The sequence below is a fragment of the Curtobacterium pusillum genome, assembly GCF_013359865.1.
GTDB classification, from domain to species: Bacteria; Actinomycetota; Actinomycetes; order Actinomycetales; family Microbacteriaceae; genus Curtobacterium; species Curtobacterium pusillum.
This window is the reverse complement of record NZ_JABMCE010000086.1, coordinates 238,510-251,632: the sequence shown is the minus strand read 5'-3', so window position 1 is coordinate 251,632 and position 13,123 is coordinate 238,510. Positions and strand designations below refer to the sequence as shown.

The window sequence follows — 13,123 nt, the reverse complement described above, 5'->3', positions numbered from 1 at the left end:
GTGCGCGACGGTGGCGAGCGAGCGTTCCGGGGCCGCGTCGCGCCTCCCGTCCGGCTCCGCGATCGCGACCGCGTCCTCGGCCGGCAGCCGTCCGAGGAGCCCCGGCATGCCCGCGAGCTCCGCGACGGCGGCGCGGCAGGCCGCGCACGTCTCCAGGTGCCGCTCGTACTCGAGTCGCTCGTCGGTCGGCAGCGATCCGAGCACGTACGCGGCGTCCCAGTCCCGGTAGCGGTCGTCGGTCATCGGGTCACCCCTCGTTCCTGCAGTGCGAGCCGGAGGGCGCGGAGACCGTAGTGCAGTCGCGACTTCGCGGTGCCCTCCGGGATGCCGTGCCGTCGGGCGATCTCGGGCACGGTGTGGCCGAGCCAGTACGCGTCGACCACGACCCGACGGTGTTCCGGCGAGAGCCCGGCGAGCGCGTCGGCGACGACGATGCCGTCGAGGACGGCATCGGTGCGGTCCGGTTGGACCTCCTCGACGGGGTCGTCCGATCCGACCTCGCGGCGCCGACGGGCGGACCGGGCGTCGTCCACGACGAGGTTGCGGGCGACCGTGAAGAGCCAGGCCCGTGCAGCGTCCGGTTCCCGTTCCAGCACCGCGGGCCGCTGCCAGGCCCGTACGAGCGTCTCCTGCACGACGTCCTCGGCGAGCGCCCGGTCCGCGGTGAGGTGCAGCACGTACCGACGGAGCGCGTCGGCGTGCTCCGCGTGCAGTGCCGTGAGGAGTTCGTCGGCCGGGCGGGCGTCCACGGTCACATCGCCAGCTCGAGGGAGAACTCGACCGCGCCGCGACCGTCCACCGTCACGAAGCCGAGGTCGGGCGCGTGGACGCCGTAGTCCGCGAACGTGATCGGGATCGAGCCGGCGACCTGCACGTGCCCGGAGCGGTCGACGCCGAGCTTGGCGTGGACGGTCACCGCCTCCGTGACGCCGTGCAGGGTGAGGGCCCCGCGGAGCGCGACGTCGCGGTCGGTCCCGGCGAGCGCCGGCCGCACGTCGACGGGTGCGGTGACGCGGAACACCGCCGTCGGGAAGCGGTCGGTCTGGAGCGCGGTCCCGCGGAAGTACTCGTCGCGGGCGGCCTCCGGCGTGCTGATCGACGCGACCTGCACGGTGACGGTGGCCGCCGTGAGCGATCCGCCCGTCACGGTGGCCTGGGCGTCGACGTCCTCCGTGCGTCCGGTCACGGTCACATCCTGGCCCCGGAGGACCTCGTGCACCCGGTACCCGGCGAAGCTGCCCGCTGTGCTCGTCCATCGTCCCTCGGCATCGGCTGCGGCGAGGGTGGCGTCCCCGCTCGGCGCGAGCGTGGGAGCAGCGTCCGCTGCGCCGTTCACGAGGTTCGCGTAGACGACCGGGCCGCCGACGACGACCGCGGCGCCGACGACGACCACGCCGACAGCGATGCCGAGCAGGACCTTCGTTCGTCTCTTCACACCCGGTCAACGAGACACGTGCCCGGATCGTTCGATCCGGATCGGGATCGAACGATCCGGCTCGTCGTCCCGTGTCACCGGTGAGCGGATCCGTTCCAGCCGGGAGGCCCGGCCCGGGTCCGCAGGACAGGGGTCTCCCCATGCGCACCATCCGTTCGACCCGTCCCGCGCTGCTGGTCGCGGGCGTCGCGTTCGCGTCGCTGGCACTCGCCGGGTGTTCCGGGCAGTCGACGGCGTCCTCCGGGGCGTCCTCGGCCCCGTCGTCCGTCGCTTCGTCACCCGCCGCGTCGTCGTCTGCTGCTGCGTCCTCGTCCTCCGGCCTGTACGGCGCGGACGACACCGGGGGCAGCGGGGACGGGCACGGCGCGGACGACGGCATCGCGACCGCGTCGACCTCGCTCGGCACGGTCGTCGTCGACGGGAAGGGCATGACCGCGTACTTCTACGACCAGGACGTCAAGGGGTCGGGGAAGAGCACCTGCACGGGCGGGTGCGCGGCCGCCTGGCCCGCGATCGAGTCCGACACGGCGAAGCCCGCGGTGTCCGGCGTCACGGGCACCGTCGGCACGATCACCGGCGTCGACGGGAAGCTCCAGGTCACCGTCGACGGCCGACCGATCTACACGTACGCGGCCGACTCGAAGGCTGGGGACGTCACCGGGCAGGGCGTGGGCGGGGTCTGGTACGCGGTGAACCCGGACGGCACGGAGCACCGCTGACCGCCCGTAGCGGTCTCTCAGTGGTGGCGGTGGTCCTGGATCGTCATGCGCGGCCCGAACGTCGGCTTCCGGAAGCCCGAACCACTGATCAGCCGCACGACCCGTTCCCGGTGCCCGCGCCAGGGTTCGAGCAGCTCGAGCATCCCGTCGTCGTCCACCGGTCCCCCGGTCAGCGCCCACCCGACGAGCGCCGGCACGTGGAAGTCCCCGACGCTCGGGGAGTCCGGGTCGCCGTGGGCGCGCTGGGCGGTCTCGGCAGCGGTCCACCTGCCGATGCCCGGGATCGACTGCAGCCGGGCGGACACGACGGAGCCGCCCCGACCGAGGGCGAGCGTCCGCTCGAGCGCGGGGGCGACCCGGACGGCACGCATCACGGTCGCCGAGCGCCCGGGTTCGATCCCGGCCCGGTGCCACTCCCAGCTCGGGATCGCTCCCCACTCCGCCGCCGTCGGGGGCACGAACATGTCCGCCGGTGCCGGTCCGGGCGCGGGGGTGCCGTACCGCCGGAGCAGGTACCGCCAGGCGCGCCAGGCCTGCCGGGAGGTGACCTTCTGCTCCATGATCGCCGGCACCAGCATCGCCATGACGGTGTTCGTGCGGAGGAGCCGCAACCCGGGCTGGCGCCGCCGTGCGTCCTGCAGGAAGGGGTGCGTGGAGACGTCGAGCGCGGACCAGTCGTCCCCGCGGCCGAGCAGCTCGGGCGCGTGTGCGACCGCCCATTCCGCGCCGGAGCCCCATGCCGACACCGCGACGGCGCCTCCCGCCGGCCGGACCACGACGGAAGCGGGCCCGGACGGCGTCCGGAGCGCGAGCCACACGTCGGAGCCCTCGACACGGAAAGCGGGGTCGCCGGAGCCGCGCTGCAGGGGCCGGAGCGTCGCGCGGACGTCCACGGCGCCTCCAGGCCGGTACACGGTGTCGACGCGAGACGCGTCGACGGAGCCGCCGGGCACGGAGGCTGACGCGAGCAGGGACACACGGGGATGGTAATGCGGAACCGCCGTCAGTCATGATTGGGCTGTCCCACCACCACGCGACGACGGAGTTCCCATGCGCATCGGCATCCTCACCTCCGGAGGCGACTGCCCCGGCCTGAACGCGGTCATCCGCGGCATCGTCCTCAAGGGCATCGCGATCCACGGACACGAGTTCGTCGGGTTCCGCGACGGCTGGCGCGGCGTGGTCGACGGCGACATCGTCCCGCTCGGTCGCAAGGACATCCAGGGCATCGCCAAGCAGGGCGGCACGATCCTCGGGACCAGCCGTACGAACCCGTTCGAAGGCCCGAACGGCGGCGTGGAGAACATCGAGCGGATGCTCGAGCGCCACGGCATCGACGCCATCGTGGCGATCGGCGGCGAGGGCACGCTCGCGGCCGCGAAGCGCCTCACCGACGCCGGGCTCAAGATCGTCGGCGTCCCGAAGACCGTCGACAACGACCTCGGCGCCACCGACTACACGTTCGGGTTCGACACCGCCGTCGCGATCGCGACCGAGGCCATGGACCGTCTCCGCACGACGGGCGAGTCGCACTCGCGGTGCATGGTCGCCGAGGTGATGGGCCGTCACGTCGGCTGGATCGCACTGCACTCCGGCATGGCGGCGGGGGCGCACGCGATCCTCATCCCGGAGCAGAAGACGAGCATGGAGCAGATCGCGAAGTGGGTGCGCGGCGCGTACGACCGCGGCCGTGCGCCGCTCGTCGTCGTGGCCGAGGGGTTCGTCCCCGACCACGAGGACAACGCGCACACCGAACGCGGTCTGGACGCCTTCGGCCGGCCGCGTCTGGGCGGGATCGGTGAGCGCCTCGCGCCGCTCATCGAGGAGATGACGGGCATCGAGACGCGCGCCACGACCCTCGGCCACATCCAGCGCGGTGGCACGCCCACGGCGTACGACCGGGTGCTCTCGACCCGGCTGGGCCTGGCGGCGATCGACTCCGTCGTCGAGGAGCGGTGGGGCCGCATGGTCGCGCTGAAGGGCACGGACATCGTGCACGTGTCGTTCGAGGACGCCCTCGGCGAGCTGAAGACCGTGCCCCAGTACCGGTACGACGAAGCCGCCATCATGTTCGGCTGACGGCCGCGGGCCTGGGCTCACGGGTAGCGTCCGACGCGTGACCCGCGCAGTCCTCGTCTCCAGTTCCGCATCCCCCGCCGTCACCGAGGTCGACGTCCCCGACCCGGCCGAGGGCGAGGCCCTCGTCGACGTCACGTACTCGAGCGTCAACTACAAGGACGGTCTCGCGCTGGCGATGAACCCCGGGGTCGCCAGGCTCGACCCCCTCGTGCCCGGCATCGACGTGGTGGGCACCGTCTCGGCCCTCGGACCGGGCGTGCACGACGTCGCGATCGGCGACCGGGTCGTGCTGAACGGCGCCGGGCTCGGCGAGACGCGCCACGGCGGCTGGGCGGCGCACACGGTGGTGCCGTCGGGGTCGCTCGTCGTGCTGCCGGAGGACGTGGACGACGCCTTCGCGGCGGCGATCGGCACGGCGGGGTTCACGGCGATGCTCAGCGTCCTCGCCCTGGAACGGTTCGTCGCGCCCGGCGACGGTCCGGTGCTCGTGACGGGTGCCTCCGGTGGCGTGGGGACGGTGACGATCGCGCTGCTCGCGGCGCGCGGGTACGCGGTGACGGCGTCGACGGGCCGGGTCGCGAACGACGCCTCTCTCCGGGCGCTCGGCGCGACGGACGTCGTCGACCGCACGGAGCTGTCCGACCTCGGCAAGCCCCTGCAGCGCGCGCGGTGGGCCGGGGCCGTGGACAGCGTCGGCGGCGCGACGCTCGCGAACGTCCTGTCGTCGACCCGGTGGGGTGGAGCGGTGACGGCGTGCGGTCTGGCGCAGGACTCCGAGCTGCCGACCACGGTGATGCCGTTCATCCTGCGCGCGGTCTCGCTCCTCGGCATCAACTCGGTGGATGCCCCGCTGGCCCTGCGGCGACAGGCGTGGGAGCGGCTGTCGACCGACCTCGACCCGGTGCTCCTCGCCGGGGTCACCCGCACGGTCGGGCTCGAGGAGGCGATCACCGTCGGCGGGGAGGTCGTCGCCGGGAACGTGCACGGCCGCACGGTCGTGGCCGTGGACCGCTGAGCCCGACGGCGAATCAGCATACTGAGATTTTACAAGCGTTTGCATATTGACACGCTAGGATTTGAGTACGGAACACCTGAGCCTGTGAGGAGCCCGGCATGCCGGTACCCAAGTCCACCGTCGAGAACTCGCCGCGGAAGCTCCTGCGCGACGTCGTGCTCGAGAAGATGCTCGCCGCGATCCAGGACGGCACGCTCCAGGCGGGCGAGCGGTTGAACGACGACGAGCTCGTGCAGTGGCTCGGCGTCAGTCGCACCCCGATCCGTGAGGCGATCGCCAAGCTCGTCGACTACGGCCTGGTCGAGATGGAGGCGAACCGGTACACGCGCGTCGCCACCCCGACGCTGAAGCAGTTCGACGACACCCTCCAGGTCCTCGGCGGGTTCACCGAGCTCGCCGCACGGTGGTCCGTGCCCAACCTCGACGACGGCACCGCGAAGGACCTGCTCGACACGCTCGAGGCCCTCCGGTCCGCGGCCGACGCCGAGGACCGCGCGGCCATGTCCCAGCACCTCGGCGCCGTGGTCTCGGCGCTCATCGCGGCCGCCGACAACGACCTGCTCGCCCAGCTCTCGACGTCGCTCCTCCCGAGGACCAACTTCCTCTCGCTGACGCACCCGACCGGTCTCTTCTGGGACGTGAAGCACTTCATCGACCCGCTCCGGGCCGCGATCAAGAAGCGCGACGGCGAGGCCGCCGGAGCGTCGATCCGATCCCTCACGGCGACGGTCGAGGAGCACACCGACCACATCCGCGAGGTCGCGCCGACGGAGAGCACCCTCGCCCAGACCGGCCGGAAGCGCTGACGCGAGCGCCCGACCGACCGCCGATCTGCGCCACGATGGTCTCGTGAGCAGCAACGACGACGTCCTCATCCGGGCCACCGGGGTGCGTGTGACCCGGTCCGGCCGGGACATCCTGCACGACATCGACCTGACCGTCCGGCGCGGCGAGCACTGGGCGCTCCTCGGGCCGAACGGCGCGGGGAAGTCGACGCTGCTGGCCGTCCTCGGGGCGAACGGTCACCCGACGGCGGGAGCGGTCGAGGTGCTCGGCCGCCGCCTCGGGCGCGTGGACGTCCGGGAGCTCCGCGAACACATCGGGCACGTGGACCCACGGCACCGGATGCTCTCGCCCCTGACCGTCCTCGAGACCGTGCTGACCGGACTGACCGGCACGACGGACATCATGATGCGGTGGGAGCCCACGCGCGCCCAGGTCGAGACGGCCGAGCGCCACATCGCCGACGTCGGGCTGTCGGCACGACGGGACGCGCGCTGGCCCGTGCTCTCCCAGGGCGAACGGGGTCGGACCCTCATCGCCCGGGCCCTCATGTCCGAACCGCAGTTGCTGCTCCTCGACGAGCCCGCCACCGGGCTCGACGTCGCCGCACGGGAACACCTGCTCGAGACCGTGGACGCGCTCCGACACCGGCACCCCGAACTCGGGAGCGTGATGGTCACGCACCACCTCGAGGACCTGCCCGCGTCGACCTCGCACGCGATGCTCCTGCGCGACGGCGCGGCCGTGGCGCAGGGCACCTCGGACGAGGTCATCACGTCCCCCGCGGTGTCGCACGCCTTCGACTTCCCGCTCGCGATCCTGCGGTCCGAGGGGCGCTGGGCCGCGCGCCGAGCGTCCTAGCCGACCCGCGCCTCCCGGCCCCCGTCAGCCTCGCAGGAGCGACCAGCGCTACGCCGTCGCGCTCGCGGCCGCCTTCGCCGCCGCCGGCAGCGCGTCGAGCACCCGCCCGACGGCACGGTCGTCGTGGGCGGCCGTGACGAACCACGCCTCGAACACGCTCGGCGGCAGCGTCACCCCGGCGTCGAGCATCGCGTGGAAGAACGGCGCGTACCGGAACGCCTCCTGCGCCCGCACGTCGTCGTAGTTCCGTGGGGCGGTGTCGGTGAACGCGAAGGAGAACAGGTTCCCGGCGTGCTGCACGGTGTGCGCGACGCCCTCGGCGGACAGTGCCGCGCTCGTCGCGTCGCCGATCACGGACGCGGTCCGGTCCAGGTGCGCGTACACCTCCGCCGTGGCGGCCCGGAGCGTGGCGATGCCGGCGGCGACCGCGAGCGGGTTCCCGGACAGGGTGCCGGCCTGGTACACGGGGCCGAGCGGGGCGAGGTAGTCCATGACCTCACGCCGACCGCCGAGCGCGGCGAGGGGCATCCCGCCACCGATGACCTTGCCGAACGTGACGAGGTCGGGCTTCCACCCGGCGCCGTCCGGGACGACCTTGGACGCCTCGAGTCCCCACCAGCCGGCGGAGCCGACCCGGAAGCCGGTGAGCACCTCGTCGACGATGAGCAGCGCGCCGTGCGACTGGACGATCTGCGCCAGGGCCCGGTTGAACCCGCGCTCGGGCGCGAGGACGCCCATGTTCGCCGCAGCGGCCTCGACGATGACGCCGGCGATGCGCTCGGAGTGCTCCTCGAACGCGCGGCGGACGGCCTCGAGGTCGTTGTACGGCAGCACGAGGGTCTGCGCGGCGGTCTCGGCGGTGATGCCCGCACTGCCGGGGAGCGCCAGGGTGGCGACACCCGAACCGGCCTCGGCGAGCAGGGAGTCCGAGTGCCCGTGGTAGTGCCCGGCGAACTTCACGAGGAGGTCGCGGCCGGTGTACCCGCGAGCGAGCCGGATCGCGGTCATCGTCGCCTCGGTGCCGGTCGACACGAGGCGGAGCTTCTCGATCGGGCCGTCGCCGTCCACCGAGACCCGCTGCCTCACGAGTTCGGCGAGCTCGGTCTCCCCCGGCGTCGACGCCCCGAAGCTCAGTCCGCGGGCGGCCGCCTGCTGCACCGCCTCGACGGTCGCGGGGTGGGCGTGACCGAGGATCGCGGGCCCCCAGGACGCCACGAGGTCGACGTACTCGCGACCCTCGGCGTCGGTGACGTACGCCCCCTTCGCGCTCGTCAGGAACCGCGGCGTCCCGCCGACGGAGCCGTACGCGCGGACGGGCGAGTTGACGCCGCCGGGGATGCTGTTCTTGGCGCGGCCGAACAGCTGGTCGTTGGTGGTCATTCGGGGGCCTTCCCGGTCGAGGCGATGCCGGCGACGTCCGCGGTGCTGCCCGACGTGCGGAGGCCCGCCTCGTCGTTCAGCTTCCGCGCGATGTCGACGGCGAAGTAGGTGAGGATCGCGTCCGCGCCGGCGCGCTTGATGCCGACGAGCGCCTCCATCGCGGCCGCGTCGCGGTCGATCCAGCCGTTCAGCGCCGCCGCCGTGATCATCGCGTACTCGCCGGAGATCTGGTACGCCCAGACCGGCACGGGCGAGGTGGCCGCGGTCTCCGCGAGGACGTCGAGGTAGCTCATCGCCGGCTTGACCATGACGATGTCGGCCCCCTCGGCGATGTCCTGCTCGACCTCGCGCAGGCCCTGACGGCCGTTCGCGGCATCGATCTGGTAGGTCCGGCGGTCACCGACGAGCGAGGAGTCCACGGCTTCGCGGAACGGGCCGTAGAACGCGGAGGCGTACTTCGCCGCGTAGGCGAGCAGCGCTGTGCCGGTGTGCCCGGCGATGTCGAGGGCGTCCCGTGCGGCGGCGATCTGGCCGTCCATCATGCCGCTCATGCAGACGAGCTCGGCGCCGGACTCCGCCTGCACGACGGCCATCTCGCGGTAGCGCCGGAGCGTCGCGTCGTTGTCGACGGAGCCGTCCGCGGCCAGGACGCCGCAGTGTCCGTGGTCGGTGAACTCGTCGAGGCACAGGTCGGACTGCACGACGAGCGCGTCCCCGACCTCCTCCTTCGCGACCCGGATCGCGACGTTGAGGATGCCGTCCGGGTCGGTCGCGCCCGAGCCCTGCGCGTCCTTCGTCGTCGGCACGCCGAACAGGTTCACGCCACCGACGCCGACCTCCGCCGCCTGGTTGAGCGCGCGCCGGAACGAGTCGAGCGAGTGCTGCTGCACGCCCGGCATGCTCGTGATGTCGATCGCCTCGGTCGCCCCCTCGCGGATGAACATCGGCAGCACGAGCTCGGCCGGGTGGAGCCGGGTCTCGGCCACCAGCCGGCGCATGGCAGGGGTCGCGCGCAGACGACGGGGGCGGACCTGGGGGAAGCGTCCAGTCACGGTTGGCCTTCCTGATCGGGATGGGGGTGGAGTTCGGAGGCGACGGCGTCGAGCAGCGCCGCGGCCGACCGGGCGCGGGCGACGACGTGCACGGGGAGGCCTTCGGCACGGGCGAGGTCGGCGGTCCCGGGGCCGATGCAGGCGATCCGGGTGCGGGCGTCGATCGGTGTCATCCGGCGGGCGACCTGCCGTGCGACGCTGCCGCTCGTCACGAGCACGGCGTCGGGCGGGGAGTCGAGGGCGACCGGTTCGTCACCGGTCCCCACGGTACGGTACGCGACCACGTCGTCGACGTCGATCCCGCGACCCCGGAGCCCCTCGGCCAGCGTGGGTGCGGCGAGGTCGGACCGCGGGAAGAGGACGGTGCCCGGGGAGTCGGGCAACGCGGTGGCCAGCGCCGCAGCCGAGGCATCCGGCGGGACGAGGTCGATGGTCCACCCCGCCGAACGCGCGGCGTGCGCGGTCGCCTCGCCGACCGCTGCCACCCGCAGGTCGGACGGGAGGCGCGACACGCGTTCCGCGATCACCCGCACCGCCGTCGCACTGGTCACCACCAACCACCCGTAACCGGCCGTGCTGGTTCGTTCGCCGGGCGGGGAGTCGCGCCTCCCGAGCGGAGCAGCGGCGAGCAGACGCCGGACCGCACGGTCGAGCGGGCTTGGGTCGGTCGGCGGCTCCGCCGCGATGAGCGGGACGATCCGCGGGTCGAGCCCGCGCTCGCGCGCTGCAGCGGCCACGCGGTCGCCCCAGTCGCCACCCCGGGGGATGACGACGACGGGCGCCCGCGTGTCCGTGACGGTCCTACTTCGAAGTGCTCGCGATGTCCGCGAGCTCCGCCGCGCCGTTCTCGAGCAGCTCGGCGGCGACGCGGCCACCGAGCTCGAGCGCCTCGGTCAGCCGGTCCTGCGCGGAGCCGTCGAGCACAGCCGCGTGCGACGCCGTCCGGTGCTCGGAACCATCGGGCCGGTACACCGTGGCGGAGACGAGCAGCAGCTCGGCGTCCACGATGGCGGTCGCACCGATCGGGGCGGAGCAGCCGGCCTCGAGCTTCGCGAGGACCTCGCGCTCGGCCGTCACCGTCAGACGCGTGGCCGCGTGCTCGATCTTCTTCAGCGCGGCGAGCAGGTTCCGGTCCGATTCGTCCGCACGCGTCTCGATCGCGAGCGCGCCCTGACCCGGGGCACTCGGCCAGGAGCCGAGGTCGAGCAGTTCGGTCGCGACGTCGAGGCGATCGATCCGGGTGAGCCCGGCGGCGGCGAGCACGACCGCGTCGAGGTCGTCGTCCACCCGGCCGAGGCGGGTGTCGATGTTGCCGCGGATGTCCACGACCTCGAGGTCGGGACGTGCGGCCCTGAGCTGGGCGACACGGCGGGGCGACCCCGTGCCGACCTTCGCGCCCTCGGGCAGGGTCTCGATCGTCGCGGCGTTCCTGGCGACCAGGACGTCGCGTGCATCCGCGCGCTTCGGCACGGCGGAGATCGTCAGGCCCGGGTACGGGGCGGTCGGCAGGTCCTTGAGCGAGTGCACGAGCACGTCGACCTCGCCGGCGACCAGGGCCTCGCGCAGGGCACTCGCGAAGACGCCGGTGCCGCCGAGGCTCGCGAGGGAGGCGCGGTTCGTGTCACCCTCGCTCGTCACCGTGACGAGCTCGACGGGACGCCCCGCCGCCTTCGCCAGGCGGTCGGCGACGTCCTGCGACTGTGCGACGGCGAGGCGGCTGGCGCGGGTGCCGAGGCGGATCGGCGCGGGGCCGCCGCCGGCCGCGGTGCCGTTGTCGGCGGTCACGGTGCCGTTGTCGCCGGTCACGGTGCCAGCCCCGCAGCGGCGGGCTTGAAGCCGGCGCGCACGTTCTCGCAGCACCCCGGACGGCACACGTCGTACCAGGGTCCGATGTCGGTCACGTGCGGACGCTCGCTGGTCGGCGTTCCGTTGACGCGCTCGAGGACGAGGTCCACGAGACCGGCGACGTAGGCCGGGTCCACGCCCGGGGTCTGCGTCCGGATCGACCAGAAGCCGAGTTCACCGGCGGTCTCGGTGGCCTCTTCGTCGAGGTCCCACATGACTTCCATGTGGTCGCTCACGAAGCCGAGCGGCACGATGAGGACCGCACGCGTCGGGCCGCCCTTGAGCGTCTCGTTCATGTAGTCGTTGATGTCGGGCTCGAGCCACGGCATGCTCGGGGGCCCCGAACGCGACTGGTAGACGAGCTTCCACGCCGGCTTGCTCGTGCCACGGAGCGACTCGTGCTCCGGCTGCTCGAGCAGCTCCGCCCACGCCTGGTCGAGGACGACCTGGGCGACGGCCTCGTGCTGGGCGGCGTACGCCCCGCCCTCGCCGAACCCGCGGAAGTCCGGGCCGGACCGGGCGGCGTCGGTCGACGGGATCGAGTGGGTCGAGAAGAGCACCTGCACCTCGGTCGCGACGTCGAGGCCCTCGTTCTCGGCGATCGCCTTCGCGAGGCCGTCACGCACGCCCTCGACGAACGGACGGACGAAGCCGGGGTGGTCGAAGAACTGCCGGACCTTGTCGATCCTGACGGTGTCGATCAGCCCGGTGGAGTCGAGCACGCGAGCGAAGTCCTCGCGGTACTGGCGGCAGCTCGAGAAGGACGAGTACGCGCTCGTGGCGATCGCGAGGAGGTTGCCGTAGCCCTTGTCCGCCGCTTCCTTCACGACGTCCTCGAGGTACGGGTCCCAGTTGCGGTTGCCCCAGAGCACCGGCAGGTCCACGCCGCGGCTCGCGAGCTCGGCCTCGAGCGCCGCCTTGAGCGCACGGTTCTGGTCGTTGATCGGGCTCACGCCGCCGAAGTGCCGGTAGTGGTGCGCGACCTCTTCCAGGCGCTCGTCCGGGATGCCACGACCGCGCGTGACGTTCCGGAGGAACGGGATGACGTCCTCCTGCCCCTCGGGTCCGCCGAAGCCGGCGAGCAGGATCGCGTCGTACGCGACCGGGACCTCGACGTGCTCGGGGCCGTCGGCCGCCGCCGGGGTCGCACCGATGACGGCCTGGCCGTTCGTGATGTGGGACGTGTCGGTCACGAGAGCACCTCCGGCAACTCTGCGGTCGTCACCCGACGACCGGTGAAGAAGGGGACCTCCTCGCGCACGTGCATGCGCGCCTCGGTGTAGCGGAGATCGCGCATCAGGTCGACGAGGTCCACCAGGTCGGGGCTCTCGAGCGGGAGGATCCACTCGTAGTCGCTCAGTGCGAACGTGGCGATCGTGTTCGTGAGCACGCGGCGGTACTTGGCACCCTGCATCCCGTGGTCCCGGAGCATCTTCGAGCGTTCTTCGTCGGGCAGGAGGTACCACTCGTAGGAGCGGACGAACGGGTACACCGTGATCCACGCCTCGGGGTCCTTGCCGCGCAGGAACGCGGGGGTGTGCCGCTTGTTGAACTCCGCTTCGCGGTGCATCGCCATCGCGTGCCACACCGGCTCGGCGTCCTGGAACAGTCCGGTCCGGCGGATCTCGCGCAGGACCGACTGGATCGCCTGCGCGTCGTCGCCGTGCAGCCACACCATCACGTCGGCGTCCGCACGGAAACCGGAGACGTCGTAGAAACCGCGGATCGTCACGCCGCGCTCGGCGGCTGCGTCGACCACGGCGTCGAGTTCGGCCACGGCGTCGTCGCCCGCCCGGTGGATCGGGCCGAGTGGCCGGCGGAACACGGCCCAGAGGGCGTACGCCGTCAGCAGGTTCGGGTCGATGCCCGAAGCGGGGTCGGTCTCGTGTGCAAGGGAGTGCACGTCGGAGCTCATGGTTCCTTGTCCTGTCGGTTGCCTGGGTCGTGGCTGCGC

Annotated in this window: 15 protein-coding genes; 5 read left to right on the top strand and 10 right to left on the bottom strand. The window is 72.8% G+C overall.

Going from position 1 to position 13,123, the window contains the following annotated elements; translation table 11 throughout:
- The 3 genes from HP507_RS17505 to HP507_RS17495 all read right to left on the bottom strand — a co-directional run.
- A partial coding sequence (locus tag HP507_RS17505) for an anti-sigma factor family protein (protein WP_175353066.1) occupies window positions 1-243 on the bottom strand: 243 nt, incomplete at its 3' end.
- Window positions 240-755: a sigma-70 family RNA polymerase sigma factor gene (locus HP507_RS17500; protein WP_175353065.1), complete on the bottom strand. Its 516-nt coding sequence runs from the start codon at window positions 753-755 to the stop codon at window positions 240-242. The genes HP507_RS17505 and HP507_RS17500, both read right to left, overlap by 4 nt.
- Window positions 752-1,435, bottom strand: coding sequence for a YceI family protein (locus HP507_RS17495; protein WP_175353064.1), 684 nt, complete (start codon window positions 1,433-1,435; stop codon window positions 752-754). Before HP507_RS17495 ends, HP507_RS17500 begins: the two co-directional genes overlap by 4 nt.
- 140 nt (window positions 1,436-1,575) lie before the next feature.
- Between HP507_RS17495 and HP507_RS17490 the strand changes: the two genes are divergently transcribed.
- Entirely contained in the window at window positions 1,576-2,154 is a 579-nt protein-coding gene (locus HP507_RS17490) for a COG4315 family predicted lipoprotein (RefSeq protein WP_175353063.1), read from the top strand.
- 17 nt (window positions 2,155-2,171) lie between these two features.
- Here the strand turns inward: HP507_RS17490 and HP507_RS17485 are convergent, their stop codons facing one another.
- Window positions 2,172-3,131, bottom strand: a complete 960-nt coding sequence (locus tag HP507_RS17485) for a DNA-3-methyladenine glycosylase family protein (RefSeq protein ID WP_175353062.1) — start codon at window positions 3,129-3,131, stop codon at window positions 2,172-2,174.
- Window positions 3,132-3,204: 73 nt separating this feature from the next.
- On the opposite strand from HP507_RS17485, the gene HP507_RS17480 reads away from it, so the two are divergent.
- The 4 genes from HP507_RS17480 to HP507_RS17465 all read left to right on the top strand — a co-directional run bounded on the left by HP507_RS17480 (window position 3,205) and on the right by HP507_RS17465 (window position 6,892).
- Window positions 3,205-4,233 (top strand): 6-phosphofructokinase, encoded by a 1,029-nt coding sequence (locus HP507_RS17480; RefSeq protein ID WP_175353061.1) that lies wholly within the window; start codon window positions 3,205-3,207, stop codon window positions 4,231-4,233.
- A 37-nt stretch (window positions 4,234-4,270) separates the two neighbouring features.
- The gene (locus HP507_RS17475; protein ID WP_175353060.1) at window positions 4,271-5,248 is read left to right on the top strand and encodes an MDR family oxidoreductase; all 978 of its coding nucleotides are present in this window, start codon (window positions 4,271-4,273) and stop codon (window positions 5,246-5,248) included.
- Window positions 5,249-5,346: 98 nt separating this feature from the next.
- A complete protein-coding gene (locus HP507_RS17470) occupies window positions 5,347-6,054 on the top strand; it encodes a GntR family transcriptional regulator (protein WP_175353059.1) in 708 nt (235 codons plus the stop codon).
- Between the two features lie 43 nt (window positions 6,055-6,097).
- Window positions 6,098-6,892, top strand: a complete 795-nt coding sequence (locus HP507_RS17465) for an ABC transporter ATP-binding protein (protein WP_271207345.1) — start codon at window positions 6,098-6,100, stop codon at window positions 6,890-6,892.
- Between the two features lie 48 nt (window positions 6,893-6,940).
- Here HP507_RS17465 and hemL read toward each other — a convergent pair whose 3' ends face one another.
- The 6 genes from hemL to hemQ form a co-directional block, all read right to left on the bottom strand.
- Window positions 6,941-8,272: a glutamate-1-semialdehyde 2,1-aminomutase gene (hemL, locus tag HP507_RS17460; RefSeq protein ID WP_175353058.1), complete on the bottom strand. Its 1,332-nt coding sequence runs from the start codon at window positions 8,270-8,272 to the stop codon at window positions 6,941-6,943.
- The gene (gene hemB, locus HP507_RS17455; protein WP_175353090.1) at window positions 8,269-9,270 is read right to left on the bottom strand and encodes a porphobilinogen synthase; all 1,002 of its coding nucleotides are present in this window, start codon (window positions 9,268-9,270) and stop codon (window positions 8,269-8,271) included. The genes hemL and hemB overlap by 4 nt, the downstream gene beginning before the upstream one ends.
- A gap of 50 nt (window positions 9,271-9,320) precedes the next feature.
- Window positions 9,321-10,061 (bottom strand): uroporphyrinogen-III synthase, encoded by a 741-nt coding sequence (locus HP507_RS17450; RefSeq protein WP_271207346.1) that lies wholly within the window; start codon window positions 10,059-10,061, stop codon window positions 9,321-9,323.
- 64 nt (window positions 10,062-10,125) lie between these two features.
- Entirely contained in the window at window positions 10,126-11,130 is a 1,005-nt protein-coding gene (gene hemC, locus HP507_RS17445) for a hydroxymethylbilane synthase (protein ID WP_271207347.1), read from the bottom strand.
- Window positions 11,127-12,362 (bottom strand): ferrochelatase, encoded by a 1,236-nt coding sequence (locus HP507_RS17440; RefSeq protein ID WP_175353056.1) that lies wholly within the window; start codon window positions 12,360-12,362, stop codon window positions 11,127-11,129. Before HP507_RS17440 ends, hemC begins: the two co-directional genes overlap by 4 nt.
- Window positions 12,359-13,084: a hydrogen peroxide-dependent heme synthase gene (gene hemQ, locus HP507_RS17435; RefSeq protein WP_246328209.1), complete on the bottom strand. Its 726-nt coding sequence runs from the start codon at window positions 13,082-13,084 to the stop codon at window positions 12,359-12,361. The genes HP507_RS17440 and hemQ overlap by 4 nt, the downstream gene beginning before the upstream one ends.
- Window positions 13,085-13,123 lie beyond the last annotated feature (39 nt).